At 33.5% G+C, this 20,610-nt stretch carries 20 protein-coding genes; 11 read left to right on the top strand and 9 right to left on the bottom strand.

Going from position 1 to position 20,610, the window contains the following annotated elements:
- Positions 1-3: 3 nt before the first annotated feature.
- The 4 genes from ACSVH2_RS11595 (at position 4) to ACSVH2_RS11580 (ending at position 2,281) form a co-directional block, all read left to right on the top strand.
- The gene (locus tag ACSVH2_RS11595) at positions 4-249 is read left to right on the top strand and encodes a 4a-hydroxytetrahydrobiopterin dehydratase (protein WP_438093349.1); all 246 of its coding nucleotides are present in this window, start codon (positions 4-6) and stop codon (positions 247-249) included.
- A gap of 136 nt (positions 250-385) precedes the next feature.
- On the top strand, positions 386-835 hold the full coding sequence (locus tag ACSVH2_RS11590) for a T9SS type A sorting domain-containing protein (protein WP_438093348.1): 450 nt from the start codon (positions 386-388) through the stop codon (positions 833-835).
- A 4-nt stretch (positions 836-839) separates the two neighbouring features.
- Positions 840-1,937 (top strand): hypothetical protein, encoded by a 1,098-nt coding sequence (locus tag ACSVH2_RS11585; protein WP_438093347.1) that lies wholly within the window; start codon positions 840-842, stop codon positions 1,935-1,937.
- A 17-nt stretch (positions 1,938-1,954) separates the two neighbouring features.
- A complete protein-coding gene (locus ACSVH2_RS11580; RefSeq protein WP_438093346.1) occupies positions 1,955-2,281 on the top strand; it encodes a hypothetical protein in 327 nt (108 codons plus the stop codon).
- Here ACSVH2_RS11580 and holA read toward each other — a convergent pair.
- Entirely contained in the window at positions 2,278-3,282 is a 1,005-nt protein-coding gene (holA, locus tag ACSVH2_RS11575; RefSeq protein ID WP_438093345.1) for a DNA polymerase III subunit delta, read from the bottom strand. The two genes, ACSVH2_RS11580 and holA, sit on opposite strands and share 4 nt — an antisense overlap.
- A 34-nt stretch (positions 3,283-3,316) precedes the next feature.
- A complete protein-coding gene (locus ACSVH2_RS11570; protein WP_438093344.1) occupies positions 3,317-3,706 on the bottom strand; it encodes a four helix bundle protein in 390 nt (129 codons plus the stop codon).
- Between the two features lie 38 nt (positions 3,707-3,744).
- Here ACSVH2_RS11570 and ACSVH2_RS11565 point away from each other — a divergent pair, with 38 nt between their 5' ends.
- From ACSVH2_RS11565 to ACSVH2_RS11555, 3 genes are all read left to right on the top strand, one after another.
- Entirely contained in the window at positions 3,745-4,188 is a 444-nt protein-coding gene (locus ACSVH2_RS11565; RefSeq protein WP_438093343.1) for a type I restriction enzyme HsdR N-terminal domain-containing protein, read from the top strand.
- Positions 4,189-4,200: 12 nt separating this feature from the next.
- Positions 4,201-5,202, top strand: coding sequence for a glycosyltransferase family 2 protein (locus ACSVH2_RS11560; protein ID WP_438093342.1), 1,002 nt, complete (start codon positions 4,201-4,203; stop codon positions 5,200-5,202).
- A gap of 77 nt (positions 5,203-5,279) precedes the next feature.
- Positions 5,280-6,119, top strand: coding sequence for an OmpA/MotB family protein (locus ACSVH2_RS11555; RefSeq protein WP_438093341.1), 840 nt, complete (start codon positions 5,280-5,282; stop codon positions 6,117-6,119).
- Positions 6,120-6,234: 115 nt separating this feature from the next.
- On the opposite strand, the gene ACSVH2_RS11550 is transcribed toward ACSVH2_RS11555, so the two are convergent.
- Both ACSVH2_RS11550 and ACSVH2_RS11545 read right to left on the bottom strand, forming a co-directional pair.
- Positions 6,235-6,855 (bottom strand): L-threonylcarbamoyladenylate synthase, encoded by a 621-nt coding sequence (locus tag ACSVH2_RS11550; RefSeq protein ID WP_438093340.1) that lies wholly within the window; start codon positions 6,853-6,855, stop codon positions 6,235-6,237.
- Between the two features lie 61 nt (positions 6,856-6,916).
- Entirely contained in the window at positions 6,917-9,244 is a 2,328-nt protein-coding gene (locus ACSVH2_RS11545; RefSeq protein WP_438093339.1) for an ATP-dependent helicase, read from the bottom strand.
- Between the two features lie 119 nt (positions 9,245-9,363).
- Here ACSVH2_RS11545 and ACSVH2_RS11540 point away from each other — a divergent pair, with 119 nt between their 5' ends.
- On the top strand, positions 9,364-9,885 hold the full coding sequence (locus ACSVH2_RS11540) for a hypothetical protein (protein ID WP_438093338.1): 522 nt from the start codon (positions 9,364-9,366) through the stop codon (positions 9,883-9,885).
- 47 nt (positions 9,886-9,932) lie between these two features.
- On the opposite strand, the gene ACSVH2_RS11535 is transcribed toward ACSVH2_RS11540, so the two are convergent.
- From ACSVH2_RS11535 to ACSVH2_RS11515, 5 genes are all read right to left on the bottom strand, one after another.
- On the bottom strand, positions 9,933-11,705 hold the full coding sequence (locus ACSVH2_RS11535) for an Ig-like domain-containing protein (RefSeq protein WP_438093337.1): 1,773 nt from the start codon (positions 11,703-11,705) through the stop codon (positions 9,933-9,935).
- A 71-nt stretch (positions 11,706-11,776) separates the two neighbouring features.
- Positions 11,777-13,768 (bottom strand): cytochrome c biogenesis protein CcdA, encoded by a 1,992-nt coding sequence (locus ACSVH2_RS11530; protein ID WP_438093336.1) that lies wholly within the window; start codon positions 13,766-13,768, stop codon positions 11,777-11,779.
- Positions 13,768-15,078, bottom strand: coding sequence for a tRNA lysidine(34) synthetase TilS (gene tilS / locus ACSVH2_RS11525; RefSeq protein ID WP_438093335.1), 1,311 nt, complete (start codon positions 15,076-15,078; stop codon positions 13,768-13,770). The genes ACSVH2_RS11530 and tilS overlap by 1 nt, the downstream gene beginning before the upstream one ends.
- A gap of 16 nt (positions 15,079-15,094) precedes the next feature.
- Positions 15,095-15,832 carry a hypothetical protein gene (locus ACSVH2_RS11520; protein WP_438093334.1) on the bottom strand — a complete coding sequence of 246 codons (738 nt, stop codon included), beginning with the start codon at positions 15,830-15,832 and terminating at the stop codon, positions 15,095-15,097.
- Positions 15,833-15,910: 78 nt separating this feature from the next.
- Positions 15,911-17,197 (bottom strand): anthranilate synthase component I family protein, encoded by a 1,287-nt coding sequence (locus ACSVH2_RS11515; protein ID WP_438093333.1) that lies wholly within the window; start codon positions 17,195-17,197, stop codon positions 15,911-15,913.
- 218 nt (positions 17,198-17,415) lie between these two features.
- Between ACSVH2_RS11515 and ACSVH2_RS11510 the strand changes: the two genes are divergently transcribed.
- The 3 genes from ACSVH2_RS11510 (at position 17,416) to ACSVH2_RS11500 (ending at position 20,590) form a co-directional block, all read left to right on the top strand.
- Complete coding sequence (locus ACSVH2_RS11510; protein ID WP_438093332.1) at positions 17,416-18,309, top strand: DUF4349 domain-containing protein; 894 nt, start codon at positions 17,416-17,418, stop codon at positions 18,307-18,309.
- A 97-nt stretch (positions 18,310-18,406) separates the two neighbouring features.
- On the top strand, positions 18,407-18,781 hold the full coding sequence (locus tag ACSVH2_RS11505; RefSeq protein ID WP_438093331.1) for a DoxX family protein: 375 nt from the start codon (positions 18,407-18,409) through the stop codon (positions 18,779-18,781).
- A 135-nt stretch (positions 18,782-18,916) separates the two neighbouring features.
- Positions 18,917-20,590: an amino acid permease gene (locus ACSVH2_RS11500; RefSeq protein WP_438093330.1), complete on the top strand. Its 1,674-nt coding sequence runs from the start codon at positions 18,917-18,919 to the stop codon at positions 20,588-20,590.
- Positions 20,591-20,610 lie beyond the last annotated feature (20 nt).

The following is a 20,610-nucleotide window of genomic DNA, read 5'->3' as shown; positions in this document are numbered from 1 at the left end:
AATATGTCTTGGATAATAAAAAACGGTAAACTAGTCAACACCTTTGAATTTAAATCTCAAACTGAATTGGCAACCTTTTTAGTTAAAATTGCAAAATATGCTGATGAAATTCATCACCATCCTGATTATGAGGTTTTTCAGTGCTCAAAAGTAACGTTTTCTTTATTTACTCATGATAAAAATGGGATAACCGAATTGGATTACAAACTATCCGATTTCATTTCTTCACAGTTTAGTTTGGATGTATAAAAGTAAAAAACCTAACTGCCTTAAGCCTGTTGCTAAAACCTACAACTACACACAAAATAGAAGCATAAATATCCAAATATTATTTTCTATATTTACAAATTACTAAATTGAGATGGCAAAAAAACACTTATTATAAATGAACAGAACTTACATAACTATAATTAGTCTTGGATTTATCCCGATTATTTATGGACAAACGTTATCTTCAACAAATTCGGGCGCTGTTTCAAATAATGATCTTATTTATTCTGTTGGCGAAGTATTTGTAACTCCAATAAATCAAAATGAGGCAAGTTCTGGAGTTATTGGTGTTGTTTCAAGGATTGAATTTACTTCACTGGGTATTGCTGATGTAGAAGCATCAGAAATATTAAAATTTTATCCTAACCCAACTTCACATTCGGTTTTTCTCGAATTAAAAAATGAAAACATTAAAAAGATTTATATTTTCGATTTAAACGGAAAATTAATCGAAAATAAGAATGTTGTTATTAATCAAATTAATTTATCTAATTTACAAACAGGCACTTACATTATTAAAACAGATAATCATAAAATTAAATCATTTAAAATCATTAAACGTTAAATTCATGAAAAAATCAATATTTTTAGTATTGACATTTCTAATAACAATTAGTAGTTATTCACAAATTCCACAAGGAATAAGTTATCAAGCAGTTGCATTTAACTCGGGTGGAAATCCCATTACCAATGGAAATGTTGGCGTAAAAATTAGCATTCTTGACAATTCCATTACAGGCACAGTTGTTTATTCAGAAACGTATACAAAAACAACAAACGCACAAGGGTTGTTTAATTTAAATATTGGACAAGGTACACCTTCATTAGGCACCTTTTCAACAATTAATTGGGGTACAAATTCTAAGTTTTTAAAAGTAGAAGTTGATCCAGCAGGTGGAACTAATTATACTAATGTAGGAACAAATCAATTAATGAGTGTGCCGTATGCATTGTTATCCGGAAATGTTTCTTCGCAACAAAGTATCAATAACGTTATTGTTTCTGAAAATAAAAATAGTGCTATCAAAGGTGGTTTAACTGTTATTTATTCAGATACAGAAGCCAAAGGCTATTATGTTAGTCCATCTGGTGGAGCTGGTAGTTGGAATGGTACTGCAACTTTTTCGACACCTATTATGGGAACTACAGCATCTAATTATACAATTATAGTGTATTCAAATACAGAGGCTAAAGGTTATTATGTAAGTCCGACCGGCGGAGCTGGTGCCTGGAATGGGACTGTAACTTTTTCTTCGCCTATTATTGGTGGAGTTTCATCAAATTATACAAACATTATTTATTCAGCAACTGAAGCTAGAGGTTATTATGTTAGTCCATCAGGAGGTGCTGGTAATTGGAATGGAACTGCAACTTTTTCTTCGCCTATAAAAGGTGCAATTTCATCAAATTTCATAACTGTTTTATATTCAGATACAGAAGCAAAAGGTTATTTTGTAAGTCCAACCGGAGGAGCAGGTAATTGGAATGGCACTGTGACATTCACTTCACCCATTAAAGGAGCTTTTGCTTCAGGTGATGTAATAATAGTTTATTCAGACACAGAAGCAAAGGGTTATTATGTTAGTCCAACAGGAGGTGCTGGTAACTGGAACGGAACTGCCACTTTTTCCTCTCCAATTAAAAACGGAGTTTCTTCAGGGCAGTAAAGTAAATCCCTTCTGTTATGGGAATACCTTTTCTTTCAATTAATAAAGAACCAATGACTAAAGAGAATAAAAGACTTTTTGCAATAGTTGTTGCCGTAGCATTCTTATTACTTATTCCATTAGTAGCGATGCAGTTCTCAACAGAAGTAAACTGGACACTAGCTGATTTTATAATTGCTGGTGTATTACTATTGGGAATAGGTTTACTATGTGAGTTTGTAATAAGGAAAGTGCCAAAAAGAAGTCATCGCATTGTTATTTGCTTGGTACTACTTATGTTACTTGTGCTTGTTTGGGCAGAACTTGCCGTTGGTATTTTTGGTACAGCAATAGCGGGTAGCTAATTAAAAATCTTAATCAGCATTTCTTTATACAAATCACTTAAAGGTAATGCATTAGCCCCAACTCCTTTACTTTTAACATCAATATCACGCAAGGCAGCAATGATACTGCTCACTTTTTTCATTGGAAAATTCTTGGCAGCACTAATATAATCATTAACAAAATAAGGATTTACTCTAAGGACTTTAGCAACATTATTAGGTGTTTTATCTTTTAGTCCATGATATTGCAATAAACCAGAGAAAAACGAAAACACTTGGCCATTTATCAATACCATCGGATTTTCTTTTTGATTTTGAGCAAAGAAATCGGCTATTTGATACGCTTTTAATTGATTTTTCTCGCCAATGGCTTTTCGGAATTCAAACACATTAAAGTCTTTGCTGAATCCTATATTCTCTTCGATATGGTGTGGAGTTATAGTGCTTCCTTTTGGTAAAATTATTTCTAGTTTATTGAGTTCATTGGCAATTCGGCTTAAGTCGTTACCAAGAAATGCCACCAACATAGCGTTAGCTTTTGGTTCTATACTATAACCTCTAGTGTGCAACAAACGGTTAATCCATTGTCCCACTTGGTTTTCATACATTTTTTTACTCTCGTAAACTAAACCGTGTTTGTCGAGCGTTTTGGTAATCTTTTTGCGTTTGTCGAGTGTTTTGTATTTATAAGCCATAACCAAAACCGTTGTAGGTTGAGGATTTTCGGCATAAGACTCTAGTTTATCGATAGTTTTGACTAAATTTTGTGCTTCTTTTACAATCACTACTTGACGTTCAGCCATCATTGGATAACGTTTAGCATTCGACACAATATCTTCAATGGTAGTGTCAACTCCATACAACACCATTTGGTTAAATCCTTTTTCATCTTCGGTTAGAAGATTGTTTTCCAAATACTCTGTTATTTTGTCAATGTAATAAGGTTCTTCCCCCATCAAAAAATAGATTGGTTTGATGTTACCCGCTTTGATGTCGTTGATGATTTTAACTACTTCGTCCATTTTATGTTTGTGGTTTATAGTTTATGGTTTGTTGTTATTTAAACTTTAAACCTTTAATCTCACAGTTATTTAAATAATTCATCATGGCTGCAATTCTGTTTTTACATTCATCTGTCATGACGTTCAATTTTTCAAATTGTTCTTCTGAAATTAAATTTTTATCAAAAGCCCTATAATTTTGTGATTTGACTTCGCCGCAAGAACCTTTAGCTATACTTAAAAATTGTATGAACTCTCTATTTCCATTTCTCTCAAAACCTTCTGCTATATTATCCATAACAGAACCTGAACTTCTATCCATTTGATTCATCAAAGAATATCTTTTACCTAAATTTGTTTCTTCAAATAAATATTCAACAAATTTACAAATCTCTCTTCCTTGTTGCCAAATTTCTAAATCCTCAAATTTTAATATCTTCGCCATAACAATAAACTATAAACCAAAAACAATAAACACTAATAATGCAAAAACTCAATTTTCCTTCCTATAACTTTCGCTTCAAAAATAGTGAAAATAAAGTGTCTATTTTTGATGACATTAGGAAAAAATTCATCATTCTTACTCCAGAAGAATGGGTGCGTCAACACACAGTTCAGTTCTTGCTACAAGAAAAAAAATATCCCAAATCATACCTCAACGTAGAAAAGTTGATTAAAATAAATGACATCAACAAGCGTTATGATATTGTTGTTTTTAAACCAAATGGCGAATTATTTTTATTGATAGAATGCAAAGCGCCTCAAGTGAGAATAAACCAAGATACTTTTGACCAAATTGCACGTTACAACTTGAAACTGAATGCCCAATACTTGATGGTTACTAATGGACTAAATCATTACTTTTGTCAAATGGACTTTGAGAAAGAAACTTATGTTTTTTTAGAAGAACTACCCGATTTTAGATAATAGTACGAATATATGATAGAAAAGAAAATAGCCGTAGTCATATTAAACTGGAATGGAGCAACATTATTGGAGTTGTTTTTGCCTTCGGTGGTGAAGTATTCGAATGAAGCTACAATTTATGTGGTGGATAATGCTTCAACAGATACCTCAATTGAAGTAATTAAAACCAAATTTCCGAGTGTAAAAATCATTCATAATGAGGGTAATTATGGTTTTGCCAAAGGATACAATGTGGCATTACAACAAGTTGAAGAGGAATATTATGCTTTGGTAAACTCTGATATAGAAGTTACTGAAGGTTGGCTCACTCCTATTCTATCATTATTTGAAAATGAACCTAACATTGGTATCATCCAACCGAAATTGTTAGATTATAAACGTAAAGATTATTTTGAATATGCTGGTGCTGCTGGTGGATTTATAGACCAATATGGATACCCTTATTGTCGTGGACGTATTTTTGACACTATTGAAAAAGACAACGGTCAATATAATGATGAAATAGAAATCTTTTGGGCTAGTGGTGCTTGTTTTTTTATCAGAAAAGAAGTCTACCGAAAACTAAATGGTTTTGATGATGATTTTTTTGCCCATCAGGAAGAGATTGATTTGTGTTGGCGTGCTTTTAACCTTGGCTACAAAGCAAAATATACTCCAAAATCAGTAGTCTATCATGTAGGTGCTGCCACTTTACAAGAAAGCAATCCCAAGAAAACATTTCTTAACTTTAGGAATTCATTGTTGATGCTCACCAAAAACTTACCTGAAAACAAATTGGTTCCCATTCTATTTACAAGACTTTGTCTAGATGGTTTGGCTGGGATTCAATTTATTTTTACTGGAAAGTTTGTGCATTGCTTTGCCATACTGAAAGCACATTTTTCATTTTACGGATTGATTAATAAAACTTTAAAGAAAAGAAATGGAAAACATAGTGTGAACTACTATCACACGAAAAGCATTGTGTATCGCTATTTCATAAAAAACGGCACTGTTTTTGGAAAGCTTTTTTAACAAGATTTTATCATTTAAAAATGATCTTGTAATCTTAAATAATTCGTAAATTTGTTAAAATTTAATCTTTATATCTTATGAAAAAAGTATTTATTTCCCTTTCGTTAGTTTTCCTGACATTGACTTCTTGTGTTTCAAAGAAAGAATTTGCTGCACTTGAAGCAAAAAACAAGGAATGTCAAGATTTATTGAATTCAGCCACAGTAAAACTAAATGTATGTTTATCTGAAAAAGACGCATTGGCTAAACAAGCTGAATATTTGAAGCAAACAAACTCCGACTTAATAAACAGTTCAAAAGAAATGACTGTTTTATCTACAAAAGGTGCTCAAAATATCGAAAAAGCATTAGAAACTATCAAAGAAAAAGATTTGAAAATTTCCAGAATGCAAGATGCATTAACAAAAAAAGATAGCGTTACTCTAGCTTTGGTTACCAGTTTAAAAAGTTCAGTGGGTATTTCTGATCCAGATATTGAAGTTAACGTAGAAAAAGGAGTAGTTTTCATTTCTATCGCTGATAAACTATTATTTAAAAGTGGCAGTTACAATGTGAGCGACAGAGCTAAAGAAATATTAGGTAAAGTAGCAAAAGTTGTAAATGACAAACCAACATTTGAATGTATGGTGGAAGGTCACACTGATAATGTTCCTTATGTTGGAAATGGCGTATTACTTGATAATTGGGATTTGAGCGTGAAACGTTCAACGGCTATTATCCGAGTATTAACTAAAGAATTAGGTGTAAAACCATCTCAGTTAATTGCTGCAGGTCGTGGTGAGTACATTCCTTTAGTAGATAATAATTCAGCTGATAATAGAGCTAAAAACAGAAGAACTCGTATTGTTGTACTTCCAAAAATTGATGAGTTCTATGAAATGATTGAAAAAGAAATGAAAACTCCAACGAAACAATAGTTTTTGAGGAGATTATAGAAAATAGACTTATAGATAATAGACTAAAGCGTTCCGAGAAATTGGGACGTTTTTTTTATGCTTTTATTTTCTGAATACTGCGACTGTATGCTGATTACTAAAAAATATCTGGATCGCCTTTTCCTTCTCTAACGACTACTGGTTCGTAGCCCGATAAATCAATAATAGTTGAACCAATATTGTCACCATAACCACCATCAATAACTAAATCCACTTTGTTTTGCCATTTCTCAAAAATCAATTCTGGGTCAGTGGAATATTCTAATACTTCATCTTCATCATGAATAGAAGTTGAAACTATTGGGTTACCTAGCATTTTAACTATTTCGAGTGCAATATTGTTATCGGGAACACGAATTCCAACGGTTTTCTTTTTTCGGAATTCTTTTGGCAAATCATTATTCCCTGGCAAAATAAAAGTGTATGGTCCAGGCAAAGCTCTTTTTAATATTTTGAAAGTAGCGGTGTCAATTTGTTTCACATAATCGGATAAGTTACTTAAATCATGACAGATAAAAGAGAAATTAGCTTTTTCTAATTTAATATCTTTTATTTTGGCAATGCGTTCCAATGCTCTCGTATTGGTAATATCACACCCCAAACCATAAACAGTATCGGTTGGATAAATAATTAAACCTCCGTTACGCAACACATCCACAACTTTTTTAATCGCAGCTTCGTTGGGTTTATCTTCGTATATTTTTATGAATTCACTCATTTTTTTTATTTCGGGGTTTCAAGTTTCGGGTTTCGGGTTACAAAACAGCTTGAAACTAATTTTATCCAATCACATCCAACTTCGCAAATCGCAATAAGAGTTTTTTAATTCCGCCTACTTCAAATTTGATTTCGGCTTTTCTATCGGCACCATTACCTTCGAGGTTTACAATTTCTCCTTTTCCAAAACGTTCGTGCATGACTATATTACCTACAGTTAATTTGTTATCAAACAAATTGGTATTGCTTGGAGCTTTGCCAACCGGTTTCAATTTACGAATATTAGCGGAGGAAACAGGTTCTTCTCCATATTTTTTTGGTGGTGTTCCGCCAATGGGTTTTGCCAATCGGAGTTTGGATTTATCAATATCTCCAAAAATATCTAAATCCATTGTTGGTTTATAACGATAACCTCCAGCATCTGATGGATTAATGTATTCCAAATAGTCGTCTTTTATTTCTTCTATAAAACGCGAAGGTTCGGCATCGGTCAATTTTCCCCAACGATATCTTGATTGTGCATAAGTTAAATACGCTTGATGTTCGGCACGAGTTAACGCTACATAAAACAATCGGCGTTCTTCTTCCAGTTCGCTTCGTGTATTCAAACTCATCGCACTTGGAAATAAATCTTCTTCCAATCCTACTATAAAAACGTATGGAAATTCCAAACCTTTTGCCAAGTGAATGGTCATCAGCGCTACTCTATCATCATCGCCAGTGTCTTTATCTAAATCGGTGGCGAGTGCAACGTCTTCTAAAAATTCAGATAACGCACCACGAGCACCATCAATTTCTCTTTGTCCTTCGATGAAATCTTTTATTCCACCCATAAGGGTTTCTATGTTCTCAATGCGGGCAATTCCTTCGGGTGTTGCATCTTTTTTAAGTTCCTGAACTAGTCCTGTTTTCTTTGCCACATGTTCAGTCAACACAAAAGCATCTTGTTGCTCATTGATCACTTGAAAACTCTTAATCATGGTAACAAAATCTTCTATCTTTTGTTTGGTTCCCGAATTGAGTTTCAAATCAATTTTATCGATATTTTCCATGACTTCAAAAATGGAACGCTTGTAATGATTGGCAGCAACAGTCAATTTTTCGACCGTAGTGTCTCCAATTCCTCTTGCCGGATAATTGATAACACGAACTAATGCTTCTTCATCTTTTGGATTAATAACCAAACGCAAATAGCACAACACATCTTTGATTTCTTTTCTTTGATAAAAAGACAAACCACCATAAATTCGATACGGAATATCTCGTTTGCGCAACGCATCTTCCATAGCACGTGATTGTGCATTGGTTCGGTACAAAATAGCAAATTGTCCGTTCAACATTTGATTGCGCATCTTTTGTTCAAAGATTTCACTAGCTACAAATCGTCCTTCTTCACCATCGGTAACACTGCGGTGTACTTTTATTTTGGCACCATGATCGTTGGCAGTCCAAACAATTTTATCCAGCTTGGTTTTATTCTTATCAATAATAGAATTAGCGGCTTCTACAATATTCTTTGTGGAACGATAATTCTGTTCTAACCGATAGGTTTTTACATTTTCATAATCTTTTTGGAAGTTGAGAATGTTATTGATATTGGCGCCACGAAACGCATAAATACTTTGGGCATCATCGCCTACGACACAAATATTTTGAAATCGATCACTCAAAGCGCGTACAATTAAGTACTGCGAATGATTAGTATCTTGGTACTCATCTACTAAAATGTATCGAAATCGATCTTGGTATTTTGCCAAAACATCGGGAAAACGGTTGAGAAGTTCATTGGTCTTTAACAACAAATCATCAAAATCCATCGCACCAGCTTTGAAACAACGCTCTACATAATGCTGATAGATTTCGCCCAAACGCGGTTTTTTGCTCATGGCATCAGCTTCTTGCAATTCGGGGTTATTGAAATAGGCTTTTACGGTAATTAAAGAGTTTTTATAGGATGATATTCTGCCTAAAATTTGTTTTGGCTTATAAATATCTTTATCCAATTGCAATTCTTTAATAATGGCCGAAATCAATCGCACACTATCTTGCGTATCATAAATGGTAAAATTTGATGGATAACCAAGTTTATCAGACTCGCTTCTAAGAATTCGAGCAAATACAGAGTGAAATGTTCCCATCCAAAGGTTTTTGGCTTCTGCAGCACCAACAATATCTCCAATACGCTTTTTCATTTCGCGTGCGGCTTTGTTGGTAAATGTTAGTGCCAAAATATTAAACGCATCCACACCCAAACTCATTAAATAGGCAATACGCACCGTAAGCACTCGCGTTTTTCCAGAACCAGCACCGGCAATGATAATCATTGGACCATCTTTTTGGTATACTGGCGCTTGTTGGGCTTCGTTTAGTTGAGAAATGTATTGTTGCATTTTGAGGTGCTAAGGTTGAAAATCGTTTTGGACAAATTTAATGTTAGTTGACTTGAAATGCAATACAGATTTACCGGTATTTCTATTATATTTGTCAACAATTTAAGTCAATATTTATTATGAACTCAGATAAAATCCTTGAACTTGCTTTTTACACTTTACCTGCATTGATTACTGGTGGTGTTGCCTATTATTTATTTCAATCCTACTTTAATGACCAACAAAACACAAGACGTTGGTTAGTACAAAGACAAAACCAAAAACAATCCTTGCCACTTAGACTGCAAGCTTATGAAAGATTAGCTTTGTTCCTAGAACGAATCAATGCAGCTAAATTATTGATTAGAGTGGCACCTTTGAGTACAGACAAAAAAGAGTACGAAAGATTGCTTATTCAACATATCGAACAAGAGTATGAACACAATTTAACCCAACAGATTTATGTTTCTGATGAATGTTGGACCATCATCTTAACAGCAAAAAACACTACTATTCAAAATATTATGCAAACCAATATGAGCGATAAAGTAGATAGCGCTGATAAACTTCGTGAAACGATCCTCAATAATTTATTAGAAAGTCAATCACCGAGTAATTTTGCATTGAGTTTCTTGAAAAGTGAAGTGAAAGATATATTATAAAAAAATCCCAACCGATGTTGGGATTTTTTGTTTGAACTAGTTTTGCTTTAATTATCTCGGATAACGTGAGCTACACCAGTTAAAGTATGTAATCCGTTACTATCAGTAAAAGTACCGCTAAAAGTCATATCAATATATTCTCCCACAGCACCAACCTGATTTAAATTAAACTGAATTGTATTGTTAGTAGTGGAAGAAATATCACCAATGCCTTGACCTTCTATTGAGAATTGTGCTGTGGTATAAATTCCTGGAATATTAGTGTTTCCCCAAATATATAAACTTCCTGACGCATTAGAAGCAATTAAATAGAACCCATTTGTATTTGGTGTTCCTATTCCTGATGCTCCACCACTAACGTTTTGAATTAAAAATACCGTTGGCTCATTATCAATTTGATAGGAAATAAATTCATTAATAGCGGTACACGCTTGAAGATTACCAATATTGGTGATTGGAGCTGTAAAATTATAAGCTATAGAATCTGTTTGCTGTAAGTTCTCTACATCAAACCCTTTCAAGGTGAACTGGGTATCATTTGGACAATAAATTTCATTAAAACTAAAGGCACCATTTGTTACCGTTGAAATAGAAGTAGTTCCATATCTATTTAATAATACATAGCCATTGGTAACAGGCGTATTATTACATTTTACTAAAGTTCCTACTACATTTGAACTTAAAGTGGTGGATGAATTATTGATAACAATATTAGGTAACGTAGTATTAGAACTAAACGGACCAATAGCTGTGGTATAAATAATATTATTCGCTCCACAAGTGTAATAGGAAGCATATACATTTAAAGTCAACGTTTGATTGGCAGGAATTAAACCCGAAACTTGTCCGTTATTATTAGTAAAACCCATGGCTGGCCAAGTATTTCCTGTTACAATCAAACCAACACCTGCATTAGAAACTGGATTTCCATTACCATCAACTACTGTTACTGTTAACGTTACCATTTGTGCAAAAGCATCACAATTCCACCATGAAAAATGGGAAACTTCGCCCACATATTTGTTACCCACTTTTGTAGCAACACCATCTTGTTTCCAATAGCCTTTTTCTTCATCAAAATGCCAAAGCGGAATAGAACTTGGCGCTGTTGCTATTTGACTGTCGTCAATTCGCATGGTTATTTCGGCAGTGTGACCTTCTTTGATATTAAGTTTTTGCCCTGCGCTTCCACGAAGTTCAACGTTCATCATCCCAAAGGTTTCCAAAACAGCTTCTTGATTGGTTTCTGTTTGTGCGTATAACATTCCTGGCATCAGTTTGCTAATATTTTCATCGGTTGGTGTTAAATGAAACATCGAAACTTGAACGGCACCAGAATAATTGTTGCCATTTTCATCCTCAAAAGCACCATCAAAAGCCACTTTTGTTCCAGAATAAATAGATACTTCGCTTGCAACTCCAGATTGAACAGTTTCCAATGGAGCATTGGGCAATAACATAATTTTTACATTGTTTTTACCTGTAGTGGGAACCATTGAACGTGAACCATCAATATATCCAGGACTTTTGGCAGTGATGTATGCAAACTTTTGATACACATTGGCACCATTGATAATGAAAATACCATTCACATCGGTTTGGGTTGTGGAAGTTCCAATTTTAATGGTAACACCTTGAATTGGATCATTATATATATCAACTACTTGACCAATAAAATCTCTTGAAACTGTACTACCGAAATTCTCAGCAAAAGTGTCATCGTTTGGTTCGGAATTATTATTGAAATCATCATTTGGATTACAACTTGAAATCGAAACTAGTATTACAAGTAAACAGAAAATAAAATGTAATTTTTTCATAAGGATAGTTTTAGTTTACACTAAAGATATGAAAAACCCTAATTGGTTGCGTCAATATGTCTGAAAAGAAATTATTTCTTGAATTTACTAATTCCTTCTTTCATCCAAGCTTCATATTCCTCAATGTTTGGCGTATAGCTTATAGGTTCGTTTAGTTTTTGCTCGTTCAAATCCGTTAAAACATAATAGGGTTGCGTGTTGGTTTTATAACGCGTAATGATAAAATCGGTCCATTTGTTTCCAATAGTAACCACTTTTTTACCTGTTTCTTTGGAAATATATTGTTCATTTTTTGGTAACTCACGTTTATCATCTACATATAGCGAAATTAAAACCACTTCGTTTTTAAGATGGTATAACACTTTTTCATCAGACCAAACATTGATTTCCATTTTACGACAGTTGACGCAAGCAAAACCTGTAAAATCAAGCATGATAGGTTTATTTACTTCTTTGGCGTAAGCAAAACCCTTTTCATAATCAGTGAAGGTAATAATACCATGTTCTCCAACTTTTGCTCCATTGGGTAAATCTTCTTTAAGATCGGATGCACTTCCAAAAAATCCTGTTGGGCTTTCACTGTATGATTGTGGTGGTGGAAAAGCACTAATAAGTTTTAATGGTGCGCCAAATAATCCAGGTATCATATAAACGGTAAATGCTAAAACCAACATTCCTAGAGACAATCTACCCACAGAAATATGTGCTAATGGACTATCATGTGGTGTTGTTATTTTTCCAAATAAATACAATGCCCAAACTCCAAAAACCCCAATCCAAATGGCTAAAAATACTTCTCTTTCCAATAAATGTAATTGCAAAACCAAATCGGCATTGGATAAAAATTTAAATGCCAAAGCCAATTCTAAAAATCCAAGGGAAACTTTAACGGTATTTAACCATCCACCAGATTTTGGTAACGAATGCATCCAACTTGGAAACATAGCAAACAACATAAACGGCAACGCTAATGCTGATGAAAAACCAAGCATTCCAACAATTGGCGCAATGCCACCTTTGGAAGCCGATTCAACTAAAAGCGTTCCTACAATTGGTCCAGTACAAGAAAAAGAAACTATAGCTAAGGCCAATGCCATGAAAAGTATACCAACAATTCCGCCTCTATCGGCTTGTTTATCTACTTTATTTGCCCAAGAATTAGGTAACATTATTTCAAAAGCTCCTAAAAATGAAGCCGCAAAAACTACTAATAATAAAAAGAAAAATAAATTAAACCAAACATTAGTTGACAGAGCATTTAACGCTTCGGCACCAAAAATTGTGGTTACAATAGAACCTAATAAAACATAAATAGCTATGATTGAAATTCCATAGAAAATAGCATTACGCTTTCCTTGTCCAGGGTTTTTACTTTGTTTGGTGAAAAAACTCACTGTCATTGGTATCATAGGAAAAACACATGGTGTTAGCAAAGCGGCAAACCCACCAAGAAATGCCAAAAAGAAAATAGTCCACAATCCTCTATCGTCTGCTTTTTTGGGTTCAGTAGTTTCCACAGTTGGTGTAGCTTTTACTACTTCTTGAACCGTTTGTGTAGTATCAACGTTTACGGTATCTGCATTTACAGTATTTGAAACTGAAGTTGTTGCTGTACTTTTTGGTATGGCAAAAGTAAATGCAGCGTCATCATTAATACAAGAATTTAGACACACTTGGTAATCCAATTTGGCTTTTATAGCAGTTATATTGGAATTGGTAATTTTTACTTTTTGGGTAAACGTAACTTTCTTTTCAAAATAATATTCGTTTACTTCAAATATATCATTGTATTGTTTTTTATAGGGACTTTCTTTGGTCTTGCCAACTAATTCATAGTTACCCTTGCTGTTTTCAAAACTAAATACGGCAGGCAAAGGACCATTTTCTGGAGTGAATTGAGAATATACATGCCAACCATCATCAATCTTTCCTTCCATCACCAAATTAAATTCGGAATCCGATAGTTTTTCTACTTTAGTTGACCATTTAACAGGTTTTACAATTTGTGCATTTCCATTGGCAAAAGCCAAAATCGTTAAAAGAAAAAAAAGTGCTTTTCTCATTATTCAGTGTAGTTTATTTTTAAAATTGAAGTTGTGCTTTCTTGTATTTTAAATCGGTCATCTTGCCTTTTCCCAATTATCCAAACGATTTCATTATTGGAACAGAGCAACCATGTATTTGCTTTATCTAGAAGCGAAAACTTCTCGTCTTTGAAATATTTACTCAATTTCTTTTTTCCAGACATGCCAAAAGGATGAAAAATATCACCTTCATTCCAACGACGAATGGTTAACGGAAACTGTAATTTATTTTCGTCAACAAATATAGTATGACTTGAAGGATTAGAAATGTAATCTATGTTACAAAAAGATAGTTTTAAGGGAAATTTAACTTCATACTGTTCCTTTTGCACCCAAAAAACAGCATCATTGGTAGCGTGTTGCTTTGGAAATAAGAGTAAACTATCGCGATTTTTTAAAAGAATGTGTGATGCAGATAATACTTGTTTACCTGATTGTGCATTGATTAAATCATAAACCGCTATCCAATCAGAAAAACCAAAAGGTTGCAACCATTCAAATAAATAAGCTTTGTAATTTTCTTGTTTCAATAGTTTCACTAAGTCTATAGTGGTATGATTTTCTTCCTCGGTAACAACTTTTGAATACAGACTTTTAGATGCATCAGCAGCTAATGCTTGGGTTTGTTTCAAATGGCTAATGGTATTTTCAAACGAAGCCAGAAAACTGGGATTGAGTTCCTTCAGTATCGGTATTACATTGTGTCGCAGTTTATTTCTCAAATATTTATCCGAAGTATTACTGCTGTCTTCTCGCCATTGGATAGCATTTTCTTTGGCAAAAATTTCAATTTCATTTCTGGAAAAAGGTAATAAAGGCCGAATAATTTTATCATTTTGTTCTGGAATTCCTGTTAAACCTTCTATTCCAGAGCCACGAGTAAAGTTGATTAAAAAGGTTTCCACACTATCATCTAGGTGATGTGCTGTTAGAATATAATCAAAATTATGATTGGCCAAAAGAGAATAAAACCACTCGTAACGCAGGTTTCGCGCCACAACTTGGATGGATAACTTTTGCTTTTTGGCAAAAGCCGCAGTATCAAATTTTTGAAAATATATTGGAATTTGTAATTTTTCAGTATGTGATTTGACGAAGTTTTCATCATCATCACTTTCAGTGCCACGCAACTGAAAATTACAATGTGCTACCGCAATATCTAACTGTAATTGATGACACAAATGCACTAAAACCATGCTGTCAATTCCGCCACTAACAGCAAGCAACAATTTCTTTTCTTTGAGAAAAGGAAGGTTAGTGTTAATATGATTTTGGAATTTAGTTAGCATTTTTGAAAGTAGATATTTACAGAGTTTTAATTTCAATTACTCCATTCTTCCCTTTTTTACCATATTTAGTTTCTGCATTTTTGTCTTTTAAAACATTCACCGACTTAATTCTTTCTGGATTCAAAGCCAAAAATTCTTTTTCATTAGTTTCTTTTCCATCAATAATGTAAAGTGGTTTATATTTTTCTTCTACATAATCATAATAGCACTCAAATGAAACATCTATTGATTGTGTTAACTGTTCCTGATATGTAACTTGATTTCTATCTTGTATAACTTTGTTTGTTTTATAAATTGTCAAAACAATATCTTGACCTTCATCTTTTATCATCTCGTAATAATTAAAACATTTATTTGGTGTCGATATAATCTGTGAAGTGTACATCTGTATAACATTTGACACAAGTAAAGTTTTAATTTCTACAAATTTTCCATCGGGTAAATACCCTTTGAATTCATTAGTTAAATGTATCTTTTGAATTAAATTTTGGTCATTTTTTGGTTCGTAAAATCTTACTCCTGGAAATAAATTACTTTTATATCCAAATCTAATTTCTGAACTTCCATCTTCTGTAGAATTACCACGACAAAAATCCTTTTGTTCAATGGCTACGAGTTTAATATCAGGGTCTAACTTTTTTAAATCATCTAATGTTAGTGGGCAAAAGTTTATTTTAGAAAGGTTTACTAGATTCTCTTGTGAGAATAAATTATAAGAAATAACAAGTAGCAGGATAATTAAATGTTTTCTCATTTTGAATCTAATTAATGATTAATTGTAAATATAAAGATATTTATACTATTATTTTAAAAGGATTATCAACTTACCTATTTATTCACTAAGTACCTCAAACATGGCTTTTGCTTTCAACAAGCACTCTTCATATTCCTGTTCGGGAATAGCTTGTGAGGTAATGGCACTTCCCACCGAGAATGATGAATACTCATTTTGGGCATTATACAAAATACTTCGGATAACAACATTGAAATCAAAATCATTGGTTGGGGTGAAATAACCCACAGCGCCACTATACAAACCACGCTTGGTATCTTCTAATTCTTCTATGATTTTCATTGCGGAGATTTTTGGTGCGCCGGTCATACTTCCCATAGGGAAAGTGGTTCTGATAATTTCTATTGGAGATGTTGCAATATCTACTGTTGACACTACAGTGGAAATCATTTGATGCACTTGTTCAAAAGAATAAATTTTGCATAACTCTTCCACTTCCACAGAACCTTTGGAAGCAGTGTGTGATAAATCATTGCGCACTAAATCAACTATCATGATATTTTCCGAACGTTCTTTTGGGTTTTCTGACAATTCCTTTTTGGAGTTTTCGTCTAAAACAGTATCCAAATAACGTTTGGCTGTTCCTTTGATGGGTTGCGAAATAACTTTGTTTCCTTCTTTTCTTAAATAGCGTTCAGGAGAAGCACAAAGCAAATAATGATGATTATTTTTAAAGAAAGTTGCCAATGGTGGTTTGGAAATACTGTTTAATTTTTGGTATATGTCTAACGGATTTATACTGGCATTTTCAGCATAAAATTCCATACAAAAATTAGCTTCATAGATATCGCCACGATGAATGTGTTCAAGCATTGCGCTTACTTTGTGGAGATAACTTTCTTTAGAAGTTCGTTGTTTGATGTCTAATGGTTTGTGGTTTGTGGTTTGTGGTTTGTAGTTGATGATATCATGAAAGTCACTTTCGAGTTCATCATCACATAAAAACAAGTAGTGGATTTCGAGTTCATTCCCTTTTACAAAAAACAACTTTTTAGGTTGAAAGAAAAACAAATCGGGAAAATCTAAACCATCAAAATTAGCCGACTGCAATGCTTCTACATCATTTTTTAAATCATAGGACAAATAGCCAAACAACCAATCTTTGGTTTGCTGTTGGTACTGCTTTACATCCTCAAAGGCATTGTGACAATCAGTTTTGATAGCCGTAAAAGCATCAACTGCAAGAGCATAATCAAAGCTAGAATACTGGGATGGATAGTTATTAGAATCCAAAAAAACTACTTCTCGAAACTGCTGAGACCAAACCAACAATTGGCTTTTGAATGCTTCGGGATTTTCAATTTTTTTCGAAATAACAGTTCTCAAGTAGTTGTATTTTTTGGCATTCAAAATTACGACAAAAATAATTCTTACTACTTATGAAGAAAGCTGAAAATTTTGGCATGCTTTTTAGTAGGAATTAAGAAAGCATGTAACCCAAAATTCATTTGAATAGTATTGATAGAAAATTACACTAACCTTTTTGAAAACAAAGTAAATACAAGAATTGTAATCTATTAATAACTATTTAAACAAATTTTAAAATGAAACAGGTATCAAAATTGGGTTTGGCATTACTCCTACTTGGAATTGCCTTTGCGTGTAAACAAGCTGACGCTTCAGAAGAAGCAAATTCTGTAACAACTGGTGACACTACTAGTACTGAAATTATTTCCTCCAAAGCAGCTTTAGAAAAAAAAGAAAGCCATCGAAAGTTTGTGCGAACTGCCGATTTAAAGTTTAAAGTTAAGAACGTAACCAAGTCAACTTATGCTATCGAAAATATAGTAGCTAAACATGGTGGTTTTATAACCTTTACCGATTTAAAAAGCAACATCAACAATCATGATGAAACACAAGTAAGTCAAGACAGTATTTTGGAAACCACTCATTACACCGTTGATAATACCATTACGCTTCGTGTTCCCAACATACAACTAGACACAGTTTTAAAATCGATGGCAAAAGAAATTGATTTTTTGGATAGCCGATTGATAAAAGCAGATGATGTTGCGTTGCAATTATTATCCAATAAACTGGCTCAAAAAAGGCTTAACAACCATCAAAAACGATTAGAAAAAGACATTGATAGCAAAGGAAAAAAGCTAAAAGAAATTAATGAAGCAGAAAACAATCTTTTAGACAAGGAAACGGAGAATGACAATACGGTGATTAACAACCTCAGCTTGGAAGATCAAGTCAATTTCAGTACCGTTACTTTGTATTTGTATCAAAGAGAAGTTATCAAACAAGAATTGGTTGCCAATGAAAAAAGTATCAATAGGTATCGACCACACATTGGTTTACAAATCCTTGACAGTTTGAAAACGGGTTGGTTTATATTGGAAAGCATTATTGCCTTTGTTGTACAACTTTGGTCTATTATTGTGTTGGTAGTGCTAGGCTTGTTAATTTATAAAAAATATTTAAAAAAATAAAACACAGTTTACTGATAATGAAATAAATACCATTGGTGCACACCTTTGGTATTTTTTGTTTAACTTTGAAAGACCAACCAAAAAAACTTCAATAATTATGAAAATCGTAACTATTATTATTCGTACACTAATTGGGTTATTTTTACTTTTTGTTTCAATTGGTTTCTTTCTGAAACTTTTTCCAGAACCAGTCACCACTGGTGACTTCAAGGCCTTTCAAGTTGGGCTTATTGCTTCTTCCTATTTAATGCCATTGGCTAAGAGCGTTGAACTGTTGTGTGGCCTTTCGTATGTGAGTGGCAAGTATGTAACCTTAGCCAATATTGTTATATTGCCTGTTACATTGAATATTCTTTTGATTAATTATTTTATGACACCCGATAATTTACCCATAGCAGGTTTATTATTCCTAGGTAATCTATTCATGATTTATCGGTATTGGAGTAATTATAAAACAATCTTTACTCCATAAAAAAACGTCCTTAAATTAAAGTGAAACAAGAAGAATAATTAATTTAAATGATAGTGAGCTCGATAGTAAGTCGGGCTCATTTCTTTTAAATATAGTTTTATATATTTGTTTCCTAACTTAACTAAAATCAAAACCATGTCAATAGCTAACCTTTTTAGAAAAAAATCAACTACAGTTATCGTAAAAGAAGGTGGAGATGGAGAACATACTGGACTACACAAAGTTTTAACCGTAAAAGATTTAACGTTCTTTGGAATAGCTGCCATTATTGGTGGTGGTACCTTTAGTGCTATTGGTAATGCTTGTTTTTCTGGTGGACCAGGAGTTATTTTTTTATATATCATTTGCGCCGTTGCCTGTGGATTTACCGCTATGTGTTACGCTGAATTTGCCTCTCGTGTTCCTGTTTCGGGTAGTGCATATACCTATGCCTATGTTTCTTTTGGTGAATTGTTTGCTTGGATAATTGGCTGGGCACTAATCATGGAGTATTCTATTGGAAATATTTATATAGCTTTTTCGTGGAGTGGTTATTTTACTAACCTATTGGAAACCTTTGGTATTCACTTGCCTGCATGGCTAACTATCAACTACCAATCGGCTTATGATGCTATACTTGCCAATAAAGCAGGTGAAGGTTTTAACGCTTGGAATACCGCTCCAATGGTAAGTGGATTGCGTATTATCTTCGATTTACCTGCGGTTTTAATCAATATTTTGATAACGTATTTAGTTTATCGTGGTACAAAAGAATCTAGAAACATCAGCAACTTAATGGTTTATATTAAGTTGGCTATTATCGTTTTGGTAATTGTTGTTGGTGCTTTTTATATTGACATTGACAACTGGACACCATTTATGCCAAATGGTTTTGGCGGTGTTATGGGTGGTGTTTCTGCTGTGTTTTTTGCCTATATTGGCTTTGATGCGGTATCGACTTTAGCAGAGGAAAGCAAAAACCCGCAACGCGACTTACCCAAAGGGATGATTAATTCTTTGGTGATTTGTACTGTTGTCTATATTGTTTTGGCTTTAGTCATCACCGGAATGGTATCTTATACCTTATTAGGCGTGAGTGATCCTTTAGCTGAAATCTTTGCCTTGAAGGGCGTAAAATGGATGTTATTCATAGTATCTATTGCAGCTGTGGTAGCGATGACTAGCGTATTATTAGTATTCCAAATGGGACAACCGCGTATCTGGATGACCATGAGTCGTGATGGTCTTATGCCAAAGAAGTTTGCCGAAATACATCCTAAATACAAAACACCTGGATTTGCCACCATAATAACCGGGATGGTTGTAGGTATTCCTATTTTCTTTACCGATGAAAACTTTGTTCTAGACTTCACAAGTATTGGAACCTTGTTTGCTTTTGTATTAGTTTGTGGTGGTGTATTGATGCTTTCCCCACAAAGCGAAAGTGAGCTAGCAGAACGTGCTACTAAAGGGAAATTTAGAATACCTTACATCAACTCAAAATATATTTTCCCATTACTATGTCTAGGAGCTTTCGGTTTAGTGCAATACTACTTACCTACTTTCTTTCCAGATACTTTTAGCTATTCTGATGATTTTTTTATGACCAATATACCAATGGTGGTTTTCATTATACTGTGTATTGTGATGGCAGTTTTGGCATATCTTAAAAACTTATCACTCATACCTTTACTTGGTCTTATTTCTTGTTGTTATTTACTAACAGGTATGGCGGTTTCTAATTGGCAATGGTTTGGAATGTGGCTTGTTATTGGATTAGTATTCTACTTTTTATATGGATACAATAACAGTAAACTGAATAAAAAATAACTTATTACATCCCGAGTAAT

This window comes from Flavobacterium sp. RSB2_4_14, from assembly GCF_051547085.1.
In the GTDB taxonomy this organism is placed as follows: Bacteria; Bacteroidota; Bacteroidia; order Flavobacteriales; family Flavobacteriaceae; genus Flavobacterium.
Note: the sequence above shows the minus strand (reverse complement) of the source record. Positions and strands in the feature narration are given on the sequence as shown.